The organism is Rouxiella silvae (assembly GCF_002093625.1).
GTDB classification, from domain to species: domain Bacteria; phylum Pseudomonadota; class Gammaproteobacteria; order Enterobacterales; family Enterobacteriaceae; genus Rouxiella; species Rouxiella silvae.
Map to the genome: position 1 here is coordinate 21,381 of NZ_MRWD01000054.1, position 19,896 is coordinate 41,276.

The following is a 19,896-nucleotide window of genomic DNA, read 5'->3' on the forward strand; positions in this document are numbered from 1 at the left end:
ATGCGTCATTACGAAATCGTATTTATGGTTCACCCTGACCAGAGCGAACAGGTTCCGGGCATGATCGAGCGTTACAGTGCTGTAATCACTAACGCTGCGGGTCAGATTCACCGTCTGGAAGACTGGGGTCGTCGTCAGCTGGCTTACCCGATCAATAAACTGCACAAAGCCCACTACGTTCTGCTGAACGTTGAAGCTCCGCAGGAAGCGATCGATGAGCTGGAAACTAACTTCCGCTTCAACGACGCCGTTATCCGTAGCATGGTTATGCGCACTAAACACGCCGTAACTGAAGCTTCACCAATGGTTAAAGCGAAAGACGAACGCCGTGAGCGTCGTGAAGATTTCGCCGAAGCTAACGATGATTCCGAAGCTGGGGATTCTGAAGAGTAATTATTGTGATGACTAATCGCCTGGAGCTGTCTGGCACTGTGTGCAAGACCCCCATTCGTAAAGTCAGTCCATCGGGTATTCCTCACTGCCAGTTTGTGCTTGAGCATCGCTCGCAGCAACAGGAAGCCGGATTTAACCGACAAGCATGGTGCAGAATGCCCGTGGTTGTTAGTGGACATCAGTCACAAGCATTAACTCACAGTATAACGGTCGGCACGCAACTCACTGTTTCCGGATTCATTAGCTGCCATCAAGGTCGCAATGGACTGAACAAAGTGGTGTTACATGCCGAGCAGATTGATTTGATAGATTCTGGAGACTAGCCTAATGGCACGTTATTTCCGTCGTCGCAAGTTCTGCCGTTTCACCGCGGAAGGCGTTGTAGAGATCGATTATAAAGATATCGCTACGCTGAAAAACTACGTTACCGAAAGTGGTAAAATTGTACCGAGCCGTATCACTGGGACTCGTGCAAAATACCAGCGTCAGCTCGCTCGTTGTATCAAGCGCGCTCGCTACCTTTCTTTGTTGCCATATACTGATCGTCATCAGTAATAGGCCACTGTCCATAAACGACTTTGAGAGGTTAAGGTAATGCAAGTTATTCTGCTTGATAAAGTAGCAAACCTGGGCAGCCTGGGTGATCAAGTTAACGTTAAAGCGGGCTATGCTCGTAACTTCCTGGTACCACAGGGCAAAGCTGTTCCTGCTACCAAGAAAAACGTTGAGTATTTCGAAGCACGTCGTGCAGAACTGGAAGCCAAACTGGCTGACGTTCTGGGCGCCGCTGAAGCTCGCGCAACCAGCATCAACGAACTGGGCTCTGTTACCATCGCGTCTAAAGCAGGCGACGAAGGTAAACTGTTCGGCTCTATCGGTACCCGTGACATCGCTGACGCAGTATCTGCGGCTGGTGTTAAGGTTTCCAAGAGCGAAGTTCGTCTGCCAGAGGGCGTTCTGCGCACTCTGGGTGAACACGAAGTGGACTTCCAAGTTCACAGCGACGTGTTTGCCAAGCTGAACGTAGTTGTGGTTGCTGAAGCGTAATATTACGCGTTAAGCAATCCGTCAGAACGCCGGCCTTGTGCCGGCGTTTTGCATTTTAAGCGGTGAAGTTTTTAGCGTTGGCGCTGGTAGCTGCCGTCTGACTGGCGTGAGAAAGTCACGGTGGCGTTCTGATCGTTAGTCACCTGCAGCTCGGTCACTACGCCCTGGGCATTGAGCTGAATTCTCACCTGCTGACCGGCGTGAAGGTTGCTCAGTGGTTTGTCGTTTCCCTCCACCTGTGCCATGGCAAAAACGTCATTAACGATCAGATTGTTATCACGAAACAGCTGGGCCAATGTTTGCCCAGGCTGCACCTGATAACTTCTCCAGTTTCCTTGATTCTGCGAAGCCGATGGCTGAGCGGCGTTATCGGACTGCATCTGCGTGGTGCGTCCCTGTTCATTACGCAAATCGGCCTGCATCGGAATTGAGGTCGAGCGATCTGAAGGTGCGTAGGTATTCTCTGGCGAATAGGGCCAAAGCAGCGCCACCAACACCACGATAACGCTGATGATTAACCAACGGCGATGGAAATAGGGCAACGGTTCCATCCAGTGGAAATCATCACTGAAGTGCCAAATCTTGTCGAACAGTGACCGAGACTTGGGCTTCAACACCGGACGCCCAGCGGTTTGTGTATCAACTTCTTCATCCTGCGCTATTTCTGTGTCTGTCTCTACTTCTGGGGCTCTCTTTTGCAACGGCTTTTGCATAATCGAAATCCACGATCTCAACATCGGTTGATAAATGCGTGTGGCCTTCCTTCTCCTGGGCGGGTATTTGCCCATGACAACCTCTCTTGTTGCGCGTAATGTCAATAAAATCAGATGTAAATTGGTCGACTTGTTATTAACCCTAAGTATAGCTGCTTCACAGTGCTCCAGGATAGCGACAGAAGCGTGGATTTTCGTTGTAACATTTTACCCAAAAGTCCTGCGCTGTTATGCTGCGTCTTCGACTTTTTATGATTAAAGGAAATTCCATGACAACCCCTTCATTTGACAGCGTTGAAGCGCAGGCAAGTTACGGTATCGGCTTGCAGGTCGGTCAGCAGCTGCAGGAATCTGGTTTACAGGGCCTCGAGCCTGACGCACTTCTTGCAGGCTTACGCGATGCGCTAGAAGGGAACACCCCTGCTGTGCCAGTGGATGTGGTTCACCGCGCACTGCGCGAAGTTCACGAGCGTGCCGATGCCGTACGTCGTGAGCGTCAGGAAGCATTGGCCGTTGAAGGTCAGGAATTCCTGGCTGCCAACGCGCAGCGCGAAGGCGTGACCAGCACTGAGTCAGGTCTGCAATTCTCGGTGATGACTCAGGGCGAAGGTCCTATTCCAGGTCGTCAGGATCGCGTTCGCGTTCACTACACCGGTAAGCTTATCGACGGTACCGTGTTCGACAGCTCCGTACAGCGCGGTGAGCCAGCCGAGTTCCCAGTTAACGGTGTTATCGCTGGCTGGATTGAAGCACTGACCCTGATGCCAGTGGGTTCCAAGTGGGAGCTGTTTATCCCTCACAACTTGGCCTACGGCGAGCGTGGTGCAGGTGCATCCATCCCTCCATTCAGCGCACTGACTTTTGAAGTCGAGTTGCTGGAAATTCTGTAATCGTAACGATTGCAGAAAGTAAGCATAAAAAAGGCGCCTTCGGCGCCTTTTTTGTTGCTACAGGTTCAGGCTGTTAGCCTTTGGACTGCAAATCTATCTGATAAACGGCGAAGCCCACGGCGTCGGTGCCTTTCGGTGTCATCGGATACTGGGCCTGCGTTTTGATAAATTCGGCGGCTTTCGGGTCCGGCGAGGTTTCAAAACGGATATCCAGCGGCTGTCTGGCGACTATCGGCGCCAGACGCCAGTTATTATCGGCACTTGGCGTGACAGCGCCGTGTTTTTTGGTCTCGGCGCTGATGTAGGCGGCCAGCACGGCGCGGTTTTCATCCGGCGAGGCGAAGGCGATATGCTTGTCGCCTGTACCGGCAAATTTACCGCCGTAGGCGCGATAGTTATTGGTCGCCACCAGGAACACTGCATCAGCACGCACTGGCTTGCCCTGATAAGTCAGGTTCTTGATGCGTTCGGCGTTTTTGTTTTGCAGAGTGCAGTCGCCGTCAAAACGTGCAGGCTGAGTGACATCAATCTGGTATTTTACGCCGTCGATCACGTCAAAATTATAGGTACGAAAACCGTCCCAGTTGATCAGCGACTGCGGCTTGCTACTGTTGACGTCAATCTGATTAAACTGACCGGCCGAACATTCTAGCCAGTCTTTCACTTCCTGGCCGGTCACTTTCATCACGACCAACGTATTCGGGTAGAGATAGAGGTCGGCGGCGTTGCGGAAGGTCAGCGGACCTTTTTCGACCTCGACAAAGCTGGCCGGATCGTTTTTGCGCCCGCCGGCTTTAAACGGTGCAGCGGCAGAAAGCACTGGCAGATCGGCCAAGTCCGGATCGCCCTGGATAAAGTGCTCGGTGTACGCCTTCTGCGCATTGTTAACGATTTGCACAGTAGGATCATCCTGCACCAGTGACAGGTAGCTGTACATGTTGGCTGTTGATTTACCGATCGGTTGACTGACAAACTCGCGGGTGGCGCTATGATCGGCCGCGAGCACTTTCACCAGTTTTGGATCCTCTGCAGCGAGCGATTTTTTACCCACTTTATCGAAGATGGGTCTCGCTTCCGCCTTACTCTGGGTGACTTTCCAGCCGCCGTCGTCGTCGTTGATCACTAAGTCGATCACTCCGAGGTGATCGCCCCACATGCCGGGCATCACGGCAGGAACGCCGTTCAAGGTTCCCTGTTTAATGTCTGCCCCTTTGATATTGGCAAACTCTTCGCTTGGGAACACTGCGTGGGCGTGGCCAAACATAATGGCGTCGATGCCTTTAATTTGGCTGAGGTAATAGACCGAATTTTCAGCCAGTGTTTTGTAAGGTTCGGCGGAGAGGCCGGAGTGGGGAATGGCGACAATAATATCCGCACCCTGTTTGCGCATCTCCGGCAGCCATTTTTTGGCGGTCTCTGTAATGTCGGCCACGGTGACTTTGCCCTGCAGATTAGCTTTGTCCCACACCATAATCTGCGGTGGGACAAAACCGATGTAGCCGATGCGCAGGTTGTGCGTTTTGCCTTCGCTGTCCGTTACCTTATTATTGGTAATGATAAACGGGGTAAACAGCGGCTTACCGGTTTTATCATCAATCACATTGGCATTGATATAAGGGAATTTCGCCCCGGCCAACGCTTTTTTCAGATAGTCCAGGCCGTAGTTAAACTCGTGATTTCCCAGATTTCCCACGGCGTAGTCCAGCGTATTCATGGCCTTATAAACGGGATGAACTTCGCCGGTTTTTAGCCCTTTAGCTGCCATATAGTCGCCGAGCGGGCTGCCTTGAATCACGTCACCATTATCAACCAGCACTGAGTTTTTGACTTCGCTCCGCGCCGCCTCAATCAGGGTGGCGGTGCGTACCAGACCAAACTTGTCGGTAGGTTTATCTTTGTAATAGTCGAAGTCCATCATATTGCTGTGCAGGTCGGTGGTTTCCATAATGCGCAAATCGACCGTTGCTGCATGGGCAGTACTCGCCGCAACCAGCAGGGCGAGTGCAGAAAGTTTCAGGTGACGCTTAAGCATGACATTGGCTCCGTCAGAGGTAAAAGGGGGGAGTAAACACGACATGTATCTCAAAAATATTAGAGAATGTAACCAGTTGTCACCAGAAAATGTGATCTTAATCGATTTACTGCCTCAAGCTTGCGATGTGGGGCGCTAAAGAAAATACCTTTGAAATTAATTCATTAACAGAATCTGCATCCGAGATAGCTATTCACGGCAAAAAAAACTAGGCTTAATCAAAGATGATAAATTCATAGATTAAGTACTGAGGTGCAGAATGTTGGAACAAATTTGCCAGCTCGCGCGTGATGCAGGTGACGCGATTATGAAGGTGTACGACGGTGAGCAGCCGCTCCACGCACGGCAGAAGCATGATGATTCTCCGGTCACGGCGGCAGATATCGCCGCGCACAACGTCATTAAAAAGGGCCTGCAGGCGCTGGACGCACACATTCCGCTGTTGTCTGAAGAAGACCCTCCTTCTTGGTCCGTGCGCCAAAACTGGACACGTTTCTGGCTAGTCGATCCCTTAGACGGCACCAAAGAGTTTCTTAAACGTAACGGCGAGTTCACGGTCAATATCGCATTGATTGAGGACGGTAATCCGGTGCTCGGTGTGGTATATGTGCCGGTCACCGGCGTGATGTACGCGGCGGCTGAGGGTAAAGCATGGAAAGAAGAAAATGGCCAGCGCGTTGAAATCACCGCACGCGAAGCACATCCGCCGCTGGTGGTAGTGAGCCGTTCACACAGTAATGACCAAGAGCTGCAGGATTATTTGGCGCAGCTTGGCGAGCATCAAACCGTGACTATCGGTTCATCGCTCAAGTTCTGTCTGGTGGCGGAAGGCTCTGCTCAGCTTTATCCTCGCTTTGGACCGACCTCAGTGTGGGATACCGCTGCGGGTCACGCCGTCGCCAACGCCGCGGGTGCCACCGTTACTGACTGGCAGGGACAGACGCTGACCTATGTGCCTAAAGAGTCGTTTCTCAATCCAGGCTTCCGCGTCTCGCTGTTTTAAGCTTTTATCACGAGATAATAAGTAAAAGCGCCGCCGTGCGCTTTTACTTTTCGCTGATCCTCTTCCTACTCTTTCACCAGCTGGTTCACAGTATCAATCACCTTACGCACCTCTTCAGGCGTTAACGCACCCTCTTTTGCAAAATGCACGATGCCGTCTTTATCCAGCACCACAATGGCCGAACTTTGACTTTGTAGCGCCCAGGCCCTTTGCGCCACGCCGTTGCTGTCGACGATGACCTGCGACCACGGGAACTCCTTTTTACCGCCCTCTATGCTATGGCGTACAAACAATCCGCTGCCAATGATGGCATCGTCGGCGTTCACAATGGTGGTGGTCTGGTAGCGGTCGCGCGGCAGGTTGTCTTTTCTTATCGCTTCAATCAAGGGTTCGTTCATTTCTCGAGCAGAAGTACGCCCAGCAATGTGCTGCAGGATACGAACCTTGCCCGGCAGCTTGGCGCTGTTCCATTTACTGTAGCTAAATTCACCATTGATGTAATTGAGCTCCCCCTTATCGTCAATGCCGACAGCGTTTACGCGTTTGCCGATGTCAAAATTGTGGGCTGAAACCATAAATGAAACTGATAAGCAGGCTATAATTGATAAACACTTAACGAGCATAGATTCTCCTGTCAATTTCGGTAAGGGAGGCTGTTTGTGAGGTAAGTGGTGGTGCACACTGTGAGAAGCATAGAATGCTTTGAAGTGGTCTGTCCTGTTGAAACGTCAACAATGTGCTGTCCTTAGCAAAAATTTGGATTTTGTCCGATGGTGGCAGACTGTAGAATAGTGAAAAATTAATGCGCTGTAATATCCGGTACATATTGAAGGGTTACACTGCCCAGCGTTTTAAAACTGAACGTCAGTATCGTCAACGTGTGTAAAAGTAGTGAAATGGACTGGTGTAAAGGGAACTGGGTGGTACCTTCGAGGTCTACTCAGTGTATTTGAAGTACCACTCAGACAATCTGTACTCATTCTTTTGGTCAGAGTTGAGTCTGAGCATGCGAGATACTAAAAGGGAGGAAAAAGAAATAAAATGAGGATCTTCCAACGTTATAACCCACTGATGGTGGCGAAATATGTGAAAACGTTGTTCAGAGGCCGCCTGTACATCAAAGATGTCGGGGCATTTGAGTTCGATCAAGGCAAGATTTTGTTGCCAAAAATTCGCGACAAGCGCCATTTCAGCGTGATGTCAGAAGTGAACAAGCAGGTTATGCATTTGCAGCTTAATGCCTAAAACCGACAACGCGCCGTTCACGCTTTATTTGTATTAATTTTCAAGATATTAGCAATAACTTATTGGTTTTACGCCAAAACAGAAAAGGCCGCGATTCTTTCGCGGCCTTTTGTTTTTTATAACAGTGCAAGCGCAGACTAATCGGCAATATCCTGCGGCGATTTCGGCAACAGAGGTGTCACAGGCTTATCGGTTATTCTCGTCACCAACAGCTGGTCAATTTTATAACTGTCGATGTCCACTACCTCAAATTTGAAGCCGGCAAATTTCACAAAGTCAGTGCGCTTAGGAATTTTACGCAGCATAAACATCATAAAGCCGCCGATGGTTTCGTAATTGCCTGACTGCGGGAAGTCTTCAATATGCAGCACGCGCATCACGTCTTCGATTGGCGTTCCGCCTTCGATGAGCCACGAGTTCTCGTCGCGTGCCACAATTTGCTCTTCCATGCCCTGACCTACCAGGTCGCCCATCAGAGTGGTCATCACGTCGTTGAGGGTAATGATGCCCACCACTAACGCGTACTCGTTAAGAATGACTGCGAAGTCTTCACCCGCCGTTTTAAAACTTTCAAGCGCTTCAGACAGGGTCAACGTATCGGGAACGATGAGTGCCGAGCGGATTTGCACGCCGCTGCTCAGCATCAGGCTTTGATTACCCAGTACGCGGTTCAGCAGGTCTTTTGAGTCCACATAGCCAACAACCTGATCAATTTGCCCGTCACAGACTAAAAACTTGGAGTGTGGATGGGTAGAGATCTTGTTTTTGATGCTGTCTTCACTTTCGCGCAGGTCAAAATAAATAACGCTCTCGCGGGAAGTCATCGAAGACGGCACGGTGCGTGATTCAAGCTCAAACACGTTTTCAATCAGCTCATGTTCCTGCTTGCGTAACACTCCGGCCAAGGCACCGGCTTCGACCACCGCATAAATATCGTCGGAAGTGATGTCGTCGTTGCGCACGGTTGGCAGCTTGAACAGGCGAAAAATGACGTTTGCCAGTCCGTTAAAGAACCAGACCAAAGGCCGGCATACAAACAGGCAGAAACGCATCGGGTTGACTATCCGAACGGCAACAATTTCGGGTGAAATCATACCGATGCGCTTCGGTGTCAGGTCAGCGAACAAAATGAACAAGCTGGTGACGAGAACGAATGAGCAGATAAAGCTGACTTGATCGGCAAGTTCGGGTGACATGAACCTCTCGAAAAAGAGTTGAAATGCTGGAGAGAACGCGGCGTCGCCGACGATACCACCGAGGATGGCCACGGCGTTAAGCCCAATCTGTACTACGGTAAAGAACAGTCCTGGGGTTTCTTGCATTTTAAGAACGTGTTTGGCGTTGATGTTTCCTTCATCTGCCAAAATTTTGAGTTTGATTTTACGTGAGGCGGCCAGTGATATCTCCGAAAGGGAGAAAAATGCACTGATCGCGATTAATAAAAGAATCAGTAAGATACTGTTTAACATAGTCTATCCGTTTAACACCGGCGCCAGGGCCGACAGGGAAGGTAAATCGTTTGGTATTGTTAAAAGAAAAATCACGCGAAGGTGATAAAAGCTAAGATAACAGCAAGAAACGTATTTACCGGGCCGCGATTGCGGCCCGCATAGTATAGCAGTGCCAGTGATATAACCGCCACTGCTGAATCTCTGGCCGTTTTACCTGCGCCTGAATCAGTTCTGAAGCTGTGGTGGCAGACACACGCCAATTCCGCCGAGTCCGCAGTAGCCATGTGGATTTTTATACAGATATTGCTGATGGTCATCTTCAGCGTAGTAAAAGGGCAGCGCTTCAGTGATTTCAGTGGTGATGCGACGGCTGTCGTTGGCCGCCAGCATGGCCTGCTGAAAACGTGTAAAGCTCGCCAGCGCCGCGTCCTGCTGTTCACTGCTGAGCACGTAGATTGCTGAACGATACTGGGTGCCAATGTCTCCGCCTTGGCGCATGCCCTGTGCAGGGTCATGATTTTCCCAAAACGTTTGCAGCAGCTGTTCATAGCTGATTATTGCGGGATCAAACACTACGCGCACCACTTCGGCATGGCCGGTTTGACCGCTGCACACTTCGCGGTAAGTTGGATTAGGCGTAAATCCTCCCGCGTAGCCTGCCCCAGTGCTATAAACGCCGTCCAACTGCCAGAAAAGTCTCTCTACGCCCCAAAAGCAGCCCATTGCGAAAATGGCAACCTGCATGTTATCAGGAACGTGGGTCATGGAATGGCCGTTAACGGCGTGAAGCGTGGCGACCGGCATCGGCGTAGTGCGGCCTGGCAGCGCAGCTTCTTTTGTAATTGCCTGTGTTTTATCTGAGAGTTGGACCACGAGAGACTCCAGTCATATTATTCATTAAAGTTGTTGGTTGTATCTGATAGTGTCTTTGCACACAATAGCACCTTATGCACATCGTACTACGGCGACGATTTGCATAGCTATTTTAACAGGATAATGAAACATAGCAGGAGAGCTTGTGCCACGATACCGTGAACTTTGTTTGTTAGCCGTACTGCTGGCACCCCCGTTATCCTATGCTGCCAAGGTGCGGCTGCAATTGGAAGGACTGAGCGGAGACTTGCAGAAAAACGTTCGCGTACGCCTCTCTTCCATTGGAACTGACGAGGTGTCTGCTGATGGCCGTTTCCGCGCCAGGGTCAGTGAGGCGATACAGCTGGGGCTTCGCCCTCTGGGCTACTATCAGCCCACCATCGATTTTGATTTTGTGCAAACGCCGCCGCCGGGCAGACCCGTTCTGATAGCTAAAGTTTCGCCGGGTACGCCGATAAAAATCGCCGGAACCACTGTCACGATAGAAGGGCAGGCGAAAGGGGATGACGAATTCGAAGCCCTTAAAAGAACTAAAGTCCCGGCCAATGGCACCCTCCTCAATCACGGAACCTATGACAGTTTCAAAGGCTCGCTGAGCGGTCTTGCCCTGCGCAAAGGCTATTTCGATGCGGATATGCGCAAGAGCCAGCTAGGGGTGATTGAAGATGAACATCAGGCATTTTGGGATATCGATTTCGACAGTGGACAGCGCTATCGTTTTGGGCAGGTCAACTTCGAAGGCGCGCAGATACGCAATGACTATCTGCAAAACGTCGTGCCTTTCCATAAAGGTGATTACTACAGTTCGGCACAGCTGGCCGAGCTAAACCGCCGTCTGGCCGCCACAGGCTGGTTTAACTCGGTGGTCGTTTCACCCGACTTTGATAATAAAGAAGCCAAAGCCAGTAAAACGCTGCCGCTCAATGCCGTCGTCACGCCGCGCACGCGTAACACCCTTGAACTCGGTGGCGGTTATGCCACCGACGTGGGGCCGCGAGTGAAAGCCAACTGGAAAAAACCGTGGCTAAACGATCGCGGGCAGAGCCTTGAGACCTCGGTCAGCCTGTCTGCACCTGAACAAACGCTGGATCTGAGCTATAAAATCCCGCTGCTTAAAGATCCCCTCCAGCAATATTATCTGGTGCAGGGGGGCTTCAAACGTGAAGACCTCAACGACACAAAGTCTGACTCAAGTACCGCCAATGTGGCGCGCTATTGGGACAGTGACAGCGGCTGGCAGCGCTCGGTGAACCTGCGCTGGAGCCTCGACCACTTTACGCAGGGTAACGTCACCAACACCACGATGCTGATTTATCCGGGCGTTACCGTCAGCCGAACCCGTTCCCGCGGCGGCCTGATGCCAACCTGGGGTGATACGCAGCGCTATTCTCTCGATGTCTCTGATACCACCTGGGGCTCAGATATCGACTTTGCCGTAGTGCAGGCGCAAAACGTCTGGATCCGCATGTTAGGTGACAGAAACCGCTTTGTGGTGCGCGGCAACGTGGGTTGGATCGAAACTAACGATTTTGAAAAAGTCCCGCCTTCACTGCGCTTCTTCGCCGGTGGCGATCGCAGTATTCGCGGCTATAAATATAAGTCTATCTCGCCCAAAGATGACGATGGCAAGCTGACGGGTGCATCAAAACTGGCGACCGGTTCACTGGAATATCAATATAACGTGACCGGAAAATGGTGGGGCGCGGTGTTTGTTGACAGCGGTGAAGCGGTGAATGACATCGCGAAAAGTGACGTTAAAACGGGTGCGGGCGTGGGCGTGCGCTGGGCGTCACCGATTGGCCCGGTCAAATTTGACATCGCTGCGCCGGTGGGTGATCAGAACGAGCATGGATTGCAATTTTACATCGGCCTGGGTCCAGAACTATGAGTTTGTTTAAAAAGATTTGCCTGGCGTTCCTGATTATTGTGCTGCTGCTGATTGGCACGGTAGGTTTTTTGGTGGGTACGCAAACCGGTCTGCATCTGCTGCTTAACGGCGCGCAGCGCTTTGTGCCGGGACTGTCGATTGCCAACGTCGAGGGCGGCTGGCGCAGTCTGACACTAAAAGGTGTGGAGTATAAAATGCCCGGCGTTGACGTCCACGCCGGTGAGTTTCATCTGTCCGTTGATTTATCCTGTTTCAGGCACAGTCAGCTGTGTGTGAACGCCGTGCGCGCACAGGACGTCAACGTGGTGGTCAACACCCAAGAGATGGCGCCTTCAACCGCGCCAGAGCCAGAGTCCAGCGAGCCGTTGACCAACCTCAGTACGCCTTACCCGATCAATCTCAGGCTGTTGACGCTCAATAATGTCAACGTCACCATTGATGACAAAACGGTGTCGCTGGCGGAGTTTCGCACCGGCATCGAGTGGAAGGACCGCGCACTCACGCTTTTGCCGACTAATATCTCCGGTTTACTGATTGCTCTGCCAAAAACGCCGACGCATCCGCTGCCGCCTGTTGTACAGGCAGCTAGCGACAAAGCCGTTGAAAAGGTGACGGAAAAGGTTACCGGTCAACCGTCCGATGCGGCAAAAACAGCAGAAAAAGAGGCTAAATCCGCGGCTGAAGCGCCGCCGATTGGCGAGACGTTAAAAGCGCTGTTTGCCAAGCCGTTGCTGCCTGAGCTGCCGGACTTCACACTGCCGCTGGATCTCACCGTTCAACAAATTACGGGTGAGAACCTGCGTTTGACCGGTGATAACGACCTGCTGATTAATCACCTATTGCTAAAAATAACCACAGAAAATCAGCAGGTTAAGCTCGATAAGCTTGAGGTCAGATCCCCACAGGGATCAATCGACGGCCTAGGTCAGGCGCAGCTTACCGGTAACTGGCCGGTCGATATGACTGTGAATACTGCGGTCAATATCGATCCCCTGAAGGGCGAGAAAATAAAACTGACCGTTGGCGGTGAGCTGCGTAACCAGTTGAAAGTGGGCGTCAACCTTTCAGGACCCGTGCGCGCTCAGTTGGCGGTGCAAACCGAGCTGGCACTGGCTGGGCTGCCGATTGATTTGAATTTGCAAAGCGACGCGCTGCAGTGGCCGCTGACCGGTACGCCCCAGTATCAGGTGAAAGGCTTCAACATGAAGTTCAGCGGCAAGGCGACGGATTATGCGCTGTCTTTACGCTCCAGTTTCAGCGGTGACCAACTGCCTTCGGCTAACCTTTCGCTAGACGGTAAAGGCAACCTTGAGCAATTCAAACTGACGCTGCTGCGACTGGCCGCGCTACAGGGCAATACCGACCTAACCGGCGTAGTGGACTGGAGCAAAGCGGTAAGCTGGAATACCTTGCTGACCCTGAATGGTATTGATACTGCCAAACAGTGGCCGGAGTGGCCAGCTAAGCTGAAGGGCAAGATTGCCCTGCGCGGCAGTCTGTACGGCGGCAGCTGGCAGCTTCAAGTGCCTACCCTCGAACTCGATGGTAACGTTAAAAAGAATCTGGTGAAGGCCCGCGGTAATCTGCGTGGCAACAGCTACGGGCAGTGGGATATTCCGCAGCTGCATCTTGAACTCGGCCGCAATAATCTCGACGTTAAAGGCAAGCTTAGCGACAAATGGGCGCTGGATGCCAACGTCGATGCGCCTCACCTCGACGGCGCATTACCGGGACTGGGTGGCATTGTGAAAGGTATGATCCAGCTGCGCGGTAATTTGAAAGCGCCGCAGGTATTGGCTGATTTAACGGCCAGTAATCTGATATGGCAGGCTATGAGCGTCAGCCGTGTCAACATTAAGGGGGATGTGACGTCAAGTGACCAGATACAGGGCACGCTGGCGGTTAAGGTTCAGCAACTCAAGCAGGATGCGCTGGATATTAGCGACATTACACTCGATGCCAAAGGTAATGAAAAGCAGCATCAGCTTAACCTCAGTGTGAGCGGTAAACCGGTCAGCGGGCGTCTGGCACTGAACGGAAGTTTTGAACGCAAAACGCAGCAGTGGAAAGGCACTATCAGCAATACGCTGTTTGATACGCCGGTGGGCGAGTGGCGTCTAACGCGTCCGATTGCCTTGACCTACTTTAATACCGAGCAGCGTGTGACCATAGGTCCTCACTGTTGGCAGAACCCTAATGCCGACGTTTGTGTGCCGACGACCATCGACGCCGGTGCCAGCGGGCAGGCCAGCATCGTGCTTAATCGCTTTGATTTGGCAATGCTAAAACCCTTCCTGACCGACGATACCCAGCTTGCTGGGCAGTTCAGCGGCAAGGCCAACGTTGCCTGGAAGGCGCAGGGTGGTTTGCCGCAGGCCAGCGTGTCGCTGGTGGGCAAAGGGGTAAAAGTGCAGCAGATTGTGCAGGGCAATCCTCTGCCCGTGGCTTTCGATACGCTTAACCTTAATGCTGCACTGCAAAACGGTCGCGCGAATCTTGATTGGTTAATCAAGATTGCCAACAATGGTCAGCTTGATGGCAAGATTCAGATTGCCGATCCATTGGGCAAACGTAATCTCAGCGGTAACGTCAACATCACTCGCATCTCGATGGGTATTTTGCAGCCGGCGCTTATGGACGGTGAAAAAGCTTCCGGCATACTCAATGCCAATTTACGCGTGGCAGGGAATGCTAAAATGCCGCAGGTTTACGGCAAGCTGGCGCTGACCGATGTAGATTTTGATGCGCAGTTTATGCCGTTTGATATTACTAACGCCAATTTGAACATTAATTTCAACGGCATGTCATCGCTGCTTGCGGGGGTCATCAGGACCAATCACGGGCAGTTGGCGCTTGACGGTAATGCAGACTGGAGTGAGCCAAATAACTGGCGTGCGCGTATCGCGGCGAAGGGAGATAAGGTTAGGGTATCGGTTCCACCAATGGTTCGGCTTGATGTCTCACCCGATCTAGTGTTTGATGCTACACCGCAGGCATTTTCGTTGAACGGTAGGGTTGATATTCCCTGGGCGCGTATTACGGTTCAGGAGCTTCCTGAGAGCGCGGTTGGCGTCTCGTCTGATGAGGTTATGCTGAATAACCAGCATCAGCCGATTGCTCCGGCATCGACCTCGATACCTATCAACACGAATCTTGTGGTGAACATCGGAGATGATGTTCGACTTGATGCCTTTGGCCTGAAAGCGCGCTTGAAAGGCGCACTCAAAGTACAACAGGACAAACGTGGGTTAGGATTAAACGGCCAGATTGATATTCCTTCCGGTCGGTTCCACGCCTATGGACAAGACTTAATCGTTAGAAAAGGCCAGCTGTTGTTCTCGGGTCCGGCAGACCAGCCGTTGCTCAATCTCGAGGCTATCCGTAATCCGGATTCGACCGAGAATGACGTGGTGGCCGGCGTGCGGGTAACCGGTGAAGCAGACGCGCCTAAGCTTGAGGTTTTCTCAGACCCGACAATGTCGCAGGAAGAAGCGCTGTCTTATTTGTTACGCGGACAGGGACTCGACAGTTCGGGAGCCGACAGTAGCGCCATGACTTCAATGCTTATCGGCATGGGGGTTGCACAAAGTGGCAAACTTGTGGGTAAAATCGGTGAGGCATTTGGCGTCAGTAATTTGGCGCTGGATACGCAGGGCGTTGGGGACAGCTCTCAGGTTGTGGTCAGTGGTTATGTCCTGCCTGGGCTGCAAGTTAAGTACGGAGTGGGTATTTTTGACTCACTGGCGACCCTGACGCTGCGCTATCGTTTAATGCCTAAATTGTATCTGGAAGCGGTGTCTGGCATAGATCAGGCATTAGATTTGCTCTATCAGTTTGAGTTTTAACCATGCGAATAATTGTCTACGGCAGTTTACGACGCAAGCAGGGTAATAGTCACTGGATGACAAACGCTCAGTGGTTGGGTGACCACGAGCTTGACGGCTATGCCCTTTATAATTTGGGGCATTATCCGGCAGCAGTTCCCGGGGAAGGGAAAATCTATTGCGAAGTTTACCGCATCAACTCATCCATTATGGCTGAGCTTGACGAACTGAAAAGTAACACCAAAGATTACCGTCGTGAGCTAATCTCCACGCCGTACGGCAGTGCCTGGATCTACCTGTATATTCGTTCTCTCGAGGGAGTAGAGCGCATTAAGGGTGGTGACTGGCTAAAACGTGCGGATGAAGATAAGTGAGAAAAAGGTAAGGGTCGTCTTCGTCAGGTAAGTATAAAGTCGGTAAAAAAAACACCGCCCAATGGGCGGTGTTTTTTTGCGACAAAGCAAAGCAGGCAGCGGCCTTATTTTGCTTTAGCACGCTCGAATGAAGAAACAATTTCGGCTTTCGCCGCTTCTGCATTGTCCCAACCTTCAACTTTGACCCATTTGCCTTTTTCCAGCGCTTTATACTGCTCGAAGAAGTGGGTGATCTGGCCACGCAGCAGCTCAGGCAAGTCGTTCACATCTTTAATGTGATCGTATTCTTTGCTCAGCTTGGTGTGTGGAACCGCAACAACTTTCGCATCTTCACCTGATTCGTCAGTCATTTTCAATACGCCAACCGGACGGCAGCGGATCACTGAACCAGGTTGCAGTGGGTAAGGCGTTGGGACCAGAACGTCAACCGGGTCACCGTCAAGAGACAGGGTGTGGTTGATGTAACCGTAGTTGCACGGATAGAACATCGCCGTTGACATGAAACGGTCAACAAAAAGTGCACCGGTATCTTTATCTACTTCATATTTGATGGGATCGGCGTTGGCCGGAATTTCGATAACAACATAGATATCTTCTGGCATGTCTTTGCCAGCCGGTACATTGAGTAAGCTCATTGTTGGTTTCCTTTATTGAACCAGAAATGTAGTGCCGGACATTATAGCCAACTCCGACAGGAATTCCCGCCTTTTCATGGTCCGTTTTTTCCTAAAAAAGAATCGGGGCGGCATCATGCCACCCCGGAGTTTGGGTACTTAAAAGTAATTTAGCAAACAGCCCAGCTTGGATTTTTATTCGTCAGGGTACTGTTTGATAAGGCGTTCAGCATCTTCAACCATGTCTCTATTGCCGACGAAGAACGGGGCGCGTTCATGTAGCTTAGTAGGCACGATGTCCAGAATACGGTTTTTACCGTCGCTGGCTTTACCGCCTGCCTGTTCGGCAAGGAAGGCCATTGGGTTACATTCATAAAGCAGACGCAGTTTGCCCTGAGGATGGCTTGCGGTACTTGGATAAATGTAGATGCCGCCTTTCAACAAGTTGCGATGGAAATCTGCGGCCAAAGAGCCAATGTAACGTGAAGTGTAAGGGCGGCCGGACGCTTCGTCCTGCTCCTGACAGTATTTGATGTACTTTTTAACGCCTTTAGGGAATTTAATGTAGTTCCCTTCGTTGATGGAGTACATGTAGCCTTTTGGCGGGAACATGACTTTCTCGTGGGAGAGGCAGAATACACCTAAAGACGGATCATAGGTAAATGCGTGAACGCCAGCACCGGTGGTGTAAACCAGCATGGTGGATGACCCATAAACCACATAGCCCGCTGCAACCTGCTGGCTGCCCGGCTGCAAGAAGTCTGCTTCAGTAACCGGCTGACCCAGTGGCGAAGTACGGCGGTAAATTGAGAAAATGGTGCCGACTGAAACGTTAACGTCGATATTGGACGAACCGTCCAGCGGGTCCATCAGGATCACGTATTTCGCATTATTTGCGCGTTCACCTTCAAAGACAACAATTTCGTCTTCTTCTTCAGACGCGATGCCGGCGATTTCGCCGCGCGCTTTCATTGCAGCCTTGAGCTTTTCGTTAGCATACAGGTCGAGTTTCATCTGAACTTCGCCCTGAATGTTCTCAACGCCGCTGGTGCCGAGTATATCGACCAGGCCTGCTTTGTTGATATCTCTATGAATAATCTTGGCACCAAGTTTTATTGCCGAGAGTAGCGCAGTAAGCTCGCCTGTGGCATGTGGAAAATCTTGCTGCTTTTCAACAATAAATTCGCCTAACGTTTTCATGATACGTTCCCTGAATCCTAGGATGAGTAACCGATTTTTAATAAATCTTTTACAGAAGCGTAAGCAGTTTAGCCCAAATATATGGACGGATCATAGGCAAATCCATTTCTTCTGGAGGATTCTGAGCGTTAGAATAGCCACTGACTTAAGAGCAATAATGGAAAATTTATGCGCATTCATATTCTTGGGATTTGCGGCACGTTTATGGGCGGACTGGCAATGCTGGCCCGCGCACAGGGACATCAGGTAACCGGATCGGATGACAACGTCTATCCACCGATGAGTACGTTGTTGGAAAATCAGGGAATTGAGTTGATTCAGGGCTACTCTCCGACTCAGTTAGACCCTCAGCCAGACCTGGTTGTTATCGGTAATGCGATGACGCGAGGCAATCCATGCGTCGAGGCCGTGCTCGAGCAGGGCATCCCCTACGTTTCGGGTCCGCAGTGGCTTCACGACCATGTGCTTCCAGGCCGTTGGGTGATTGCTGTCGCCGGTACACATGGTAAAACCACGACTGCTGGCATGGTAACGTGGATCCTTGAAGAATGCGGTTACGAGCCTGGCTATGTGATTGGGGGTGTGCCGGGCAACTTTGAGGTGTCTGCACGTTTGGGCAATAGCCCGTTCATGGTCATCGAAGCTGATGAATATGACTGTGCGTTCTTCGACAAGCGTTCCAAATTTGTTCATTACAGCCCGCGCACGCTGATCCTTAACAATCTCGAATTTGATCATGCTGATATTTTCGATGACTTAAAGGCGATTCAGAAACAGTTCCATCATCTGGTCAGGTTGGTTCCGGGACAGGGGAAAATCATCCTGCCGGAGCACGACACGCCGCTTAAGCAGGTTATGGCGATGGGATGCTGGAGCGAGCAAGAATTTGCCGGTGATGGTTGTACCTGGAATGCCAAAAAAACCACACCGGATGCCAGCAAGTTTCAGGTGACGCTCAACGGTGAAGTTGCTGGCGAGGTTTCGTGGTCGCTGGTGGGTGAACACAATATGCACAATGCTCTCATGGCCGTTGCCGCCGCGCGCCACGTGGGGGTAAATCCTGCCGATGCCTGCAGGGCGCTGGACGGGTTCATCAATGCGCGTCGTCGTCTGGAGCTTCGTGGCATTGCCAACGGCGTAAGCGTATATGACGATTTTGCTCACCACCCTACGGCAATTCTGGCGACGCTCGCCGCTTTACGTAGCAAAGTGGGCGGCACGGCGCGGATCATTGCTGTGCTTGAGCCTCGTTCAAATACTATGAAAATGGGCATGAGCAAAAACGAATTGGCTCCTTCTTTGGGCCGAGCTGATGAAGTATTCCTGCTGCAACCGCAAAATATTCCGTGGCAGGTGGCTGAAGTTGCTGAACGCTGTATCCAACCGGCGCATTGGCATGCCGACGTTGACGGATTAACCGAGATGATTGTCAAAACGGCTCAGCCGGGTGACCATATTCTGGTGATGAGCAACGGTGGTTTTGGCGGGATCCACAGTAAATTGCTGGCGGCGCTTGAAAAAAAAGCTGAATCTTCGGCTAACCGGAAGTAAGCGTTAAACCCTAAAAAAAGCCCTCGCAAGCGAGGGCAAAAGGGTGTCGTCGGACAGGACGACGAGGGTTCAGAAGCGCCAGAGAACGGCGTATTAATTGTTTATATTCAGGTTATTAGGGTAAAGCCGCTCTCGCCAATATTTCGTTATTACTTATAAATTTCAGCAGTCGCGTGGTAGTTACCGTCATTGCGTGCTTCGATGACACGATAGGACGATGCGCCCTGGCTGTCTGCTTTCTGAGAGAGTTGCTGGCGAATATCGCTTGGCACGCCATCGATACCGCTCACGCTAATTGTGCCGACAGACTGCAGGTTTTCAGCCTGCTGATTTGTCACCAGTTGGGCGGCAGAAGCACCAAACGATACGGCAGAAAAGAGAGCCAATGCGGCAATAGTGGTAGTAATTTTCATGATAGTTTCCTCATTTACCTTTGCACGACCTGTCTTGAGGGTAAAGATTGCAGGTGCAGACGGTCATACGGTTTAATTGATGGACTTATCAGAACTGTAAAAAAGGGCGTTATGCCAAACGGGGTCGCGTGAGTCTTGCGAGCAGAGGTTTGTGCACATAATGCAGGATTTTTGCAGCGATAAATCCGTTTTATCGGCGGCATTTGAATGGATATTCAAATCTCGTCTTATAACAAAGTTGTGATGCCTTAACTCAATGTGATTCGCATCACGAAAACAAGTCTACATCTAATAACGTAAAATATTAATAGTTTGCTAATAGTTTTTCGCGTTGTTAAAAGGTGATTTGGTGTGTTTTTTATAACCTAAAAGAATAACTATTGGT

The 19,896-nt window shown here is 51.1% G+C and carries 19 protein-coding genes; 11 read left to right on the plus strand and 8 right to left on the minus strand.

Going from position 1 to position 19,896, the window contains the following annotated elements; translation table 11 throughout:
* The 4 genes from rpsF to rplI are packed head-to-tail and all read left to right on the plus strand — an operon-like array spanning position 1 to position 1,440.
* Positions 1-393 (plus strand): 30S ribosomal protein S6, encoded by a 393-nt coding sequence (gene rpsF, locus BS639_RS19290; RefSeq protein WP_017492198.1) that lies wholly within the window; start codon positions 1-3, stop codon positions 391-393.
* Positions 394-401: 8 nt separating this feature from the next.
* Positions 402-716 (plus strand): primosomal replication protein N, encoded by a 315-nt coding sequence (gene priB, locus BS639_RS19295; RefSeq protein WP_071988424.1) that lies wholly within the window; start codon positions 402-404, stop codon positions 714-716.
* Between the two features lie 4 nt (positions 717-720).
* The gene (gene rpsR, locus BS639_RS19300) at positions 721-948 is read left to right on the plus strand and encodes a 30S ribosomal protein S18 (RefSeq protein ID WP_004392491.1); all 228 of its coding nucleotides are present in this window, start codon (positions 721-723) and stop codon (positions 946-948) included.
* A gap of 39 nt (positions 949-987) precedes the next feature.
* The gene (gene rplI, locus BS639_RS19305; RefSeq protein ID WP_055782364.1) at positions 988-1,440 is read left to right on the plus strand and encodes a 50S ribosomal protein L9; all 453 of its coding nucleotides are present in this window, start codon (positions 988-990) and stop codon (positions 1,438-1,440) included.
* 71 nt (positions 1,441-1,511) lie between these two features.
* Here rplI and BS639_RS19310 read toward each other — a convergent pair whose 3' ends face one another.
* On the minus strand, positions 1,512-2,228 hold the full coding sequence (locus tag BS639_RS19310) for an OapA family protein (RefSeq protein WP_055782367.1): 717 nt from the start codon (positions 2,226-2,228) through the stop codon (positions 1,512-1,514).
* 194 nt (positions 2,229-2,422) lie between these two features.
* Here BS639_RS19310 and fklB point away from each other — a divergent pair, with 194 nt between their 5' ends.
* Complete coding sequence (gene fklB, locus BS639_RS19315; protein WP_084984065.1) at positions 2,423-3,043, plus strand: FKBP-type peptidyl-prolyl cis-trans isomerase; 621 nt, start codon at positions 2,423-2,425, stop codon at positions 3,041-3,043.
* 73 nt (positions 3,044-3,116) lie between these two features.
* Here fklB and BS639_RS19320 read toward each other — a convergent pair whose 3' ends face one another.
* Entirely contained in the window at positions 3,117-5,075 is a 1,959-nt protein-coding gene (locus BS639_RS19320; protein WP_084984066.1) for a bifunctional 2',3'-cyclic-nucleotide 2'-phosphodiesterase/3'-nucleotidase, read from the minus strand.
* A gap of 259 nt (positions 5,076-5,334) precedes the next feature.
* Here BS639_RS19320 and cysQ point away from each other — a divergent pair, with 259 nt between their 5' ends.
* Positions 5,335-6,078 carry a 3'(2'),5'-bisphosphate nucleotidase CysQ gene (gene cysQ / locus BS639_RS19325; RefSeq protein WP_084984067.1) on the plus strand — a complete coding sequence of 248 codons (744 nt, stop codon included), beginning with the start codon at positions 5,335-5,337 and terminating at the stop codon, positions 6,076-6,078.
* A gap of 65 nt (positions 6,079-6,143) precedes the next feature.
* Here the strand turns inward: cysQ and BS639_RS19330 are convergent, their stop codons facing one another.
* Positions 6,144-6,701 (minus strand): YtfJ family protein, encoded by a 558-nt coding sequence (locus BS639_RS19330; RefSeq protein ID WP_055782384.1) that lies wholly within the window; start codon positions 6,699-6,701, stop codon positions 6,144-6,146.
* 418 nt (positions 6,702-7,119) lie between these two features.
* Between BS639_RS19330 and BS639_RS19335 the strand changes: the two genes are divergently transcribed.
* Entirely contained in the window at positions 7,120-7,323 is a 204-nt protein-coding gene (locus tag BS639_RS19335; RefSeq protein ID WP_055782386.1) for a DUF1107 domain-containing protein, read from the plus strand.
* A 137-nt stretch (positions 7,324-7,460) separates the two neighbouring features.
* Here the strand turns inward: BS639_RS19335 and BS639_RS19340 are convergent, their stop codons facing one another.
* Positions 7,461-8,792, minus strand: a complete 1,332-nt coding sequence (locus BS639_RS19340; protein ID WP_055782389.1) for a hemolysin family protein — start codon at positions 8,790-8,792, stop codon at positions 7,461-7,463.
* Between the two features lie 207 nt (positions 8,793-8,999).
* The gene (msrA, locus tag BS639_RS19345; RefSeq protein WP_055782393.1) at positions 9,000-9,647 is read right to left on the minus strand and encodes a peptide-methionine (S)-S-oxide reductase MsrA; all 648 of its coding nucleotides are present in this window, start codon (positions 9,645-9,647) and stop codon (positions 9,000-9,002) included.
* A gap of 145 nt (positions 9,648-9,792) precedes the next feature.
* Here msrA and tamA point away from each other — a divergent pair, with 145 nt between their 5' ends.
* Genes tamA through BS639_RS19360 form a run of 3 tightly spaced genes read left to right on the plus strand, consistent with a single transcriptional unit; the run spans position 9,793 to position 15,733 of the window.
* The gene (gene tamA / locus BS639_RS19350; RefSeq protein WP_084984068.1) at positions 9,793-11,535 is read left to right on the plus strand and encodes an autotransporter assembly complex protein TamA; all 1,743 of its coding nucleotides are present in this window, start codon (positions 9,793-9,795) and stop codon (positions 11,533-11,535) included.
* On the plus strand, positions 11,532-15,380 hold the full coding sequence (gene tamB / locus BS639_RS19355) for an autotransporter assembly complex protein TamB (protein WP_084984069.1): 3,849 nt from the start codon (positions 11,532-11,534) through the stop codon (positions 15,378-15,380). Before tamA ends, tamB begins: the two co-directional genes overlap by 4 nt.
* A gap of 2 nt (positions 15,381-15,382) precedes the next feature.
* Positions 15,383-15,733: a gamma-glutamylcyclotransferase family protein gene (locus BS639_RS19360; protein WP_055782403.1), complete on the plus strand. Its 351-nt coding sequence runs from the start codon at positions 15,383-15,385 to the stop codon at positions 15,731-15,733.
* 104 nt (positions 15,734-15,837) lie between these two features.
* On the opposite strand, the gene ppa is transcribed toward BS639_RS19360, so the two are convergent.
* Positions 15,838-16,368, minus strand: a complete 531-nt coding sequence (gene ppa / locus BS639_RS19365) for an inorganic diphosphatase (protein ID WP_055782407.1) — start codon at positions 16,366-16,368, stop codon at positions 15,838-15,840.
* Between the two features lie 174 nt (positions 16,369-16,542).
* Positions 16,543-17,547, minus strand: a complete 1,005-nt coding sequence (fbp, locus tag BS639_RS19370; protein WP_055782410.1) for a class 1 fructose-bisphosphatase — start codon at positions 17,545-17,547, stop codon at positions 16,543-16,545.
* A gap of 168 nt (positions 17,548-17,715) precedes the next feature.
* Between fbp and mpl the strand changes: the two genes are divergently transcribed.
* Entirely contained in the window at positions 17,716-19,098 is a 1,383-nt protein-coding gene (gene mpl, locus BS639_RS19375; RefSeq protein WP_055782415.1) for a UDP-N-acetylmuramate:L-alanyl-gamma-D-glutamyl-meso-diaminopimelate ligase, read from the plus strand.
* Between the two features lie 149 nt (positions 19,099-19,247).
* Here mpl and yhcN read toward each other — a convergent pair whose 3' ends face one another.
* On the minus strand, positions 19,248-19,511 hold the full coding sequence (gene yhcN / locus BS639_RS19380) for a peroxide/acid stress response protein YhcN (protein WP_055782419.1): 264 nt from the start codon (positions 19,509-19,511) through the stop codon (positions 19,248-19,250).
* Between the last annotated feature and the right edge of the window lie 385 nt (positions 19,512-19,896).

Bases quoted from the DNA above. Each gene is read 5' to 3' on its own strand.
- BS639_RS19320 (WP_084984066.1), bottom strand. From the start codon at position 5,075: ATGCTTAAGCGTCACCTGAAACTTTCTGCACTCGCCCTGCTGGTTGCG.
- mpl (WP_055782415.1), top strand. From the start codon at position 17,716: ATGCGCATTCATATTCTTGGGATTTGCGGCACGTTTATGGGCGGACTG.
- fklB (WP_084984065.1), top strand. From the start codon at position 2,423: ATGACAACCCCTTCATTTGACAGCGTTGAAGCGCAGGCAAGTTACGGT.
- cysQ (WP_084984067.1), top strand. From the start codon at position 5,335: ATGTTGGAACAAATTTGCCAGCTCGCGCGTGATGCAGGTGACGCGATT.
- tamB (WP_084984069.1), top strand. From the start codon at position 11,532: ATGAGTTTGTTTAAAAAGATTTGCCTGGCGTTCCTGATTATTGTGCTG.
- BS639_RS19340 (WP_055782389.1), bottom strand. From the start codon at position 8,792: ATGTTAAACAGTATCTTACTGATTCTTTTATTAATCGCGATCAGTGCA.
- yhcN (WP_055782419.1), bottom strand. From the start codon at position 19,511: ATGAAAATTACTACCACTATTGCCGCATTGGCTCTCTTTTCTGCCGTA.
- BS639_RS19330 (WP_055782384.1), bottom strand. From the start codon at position 6,701: ATGCTCGTTAAGTGTTTATCAATTATAGCCTGCTTATCAGTTTCATTT.
- fbp (WP_055782410.1), bottom strand. From the start codon at position 17,547: ATGAAAACGTTAGGCGAATTTATTGTTGAAAAGCAGCAAGATTTTCCA.
- rplI (WP_055782364.1), top strand. From the start codon at position 988: ATGCAAGTTATTCTGCTTGATAAAGTAGCAAACCTGGGCAGCCTGGGT.
- rpsF (WP_017492198.1), top strand. From the start codon at position 1: ATGCGTCATTACGAAATCGTATTTATGGTTCACCCTGACCAGAGCGAA.
- BS639_RS19360 (WP_055782403.1), top strand. From the start codon at position 15,383: ATGCGAATAATTGTCTACGGCAGTTTACGACGCAAGCAGGGTAATAGT.
- rpsR (WP_004392491.1), top strand. From the start codon at position 721: ATGGCACGTTATTTCCGTCGTCGCAAGTTCTGCCGTTTCACCGCGGAA.
- ppa (WP_055782407.1), bottom strand. From the start codon at position 16,368: ATGAGCTTACTCAATGTACCGGCTGGCAAAGACATGCCAGAAGATATC.
- BS639_RS19335 (WP_055782386.1), top strand. From the start codon at position 7,120: ATGAGGATCTTCCAACGTTATAACCCACTGATGGTGGCGAAATATGTG.
- priB (WP_071988424.1), top strand. From the start codon at position 402: ATGACTAATCGCCTGGAGCTGTCTGGCACTGTGTGCAAGACCCCCATT.
- BS639_RS19310 (WP_055782367.1), bottom strand. From the start codon at position 2,228: ATGGGCAAATACCCGCCCAGGAGAAGGAAGGCCACACGCATTTATCAA.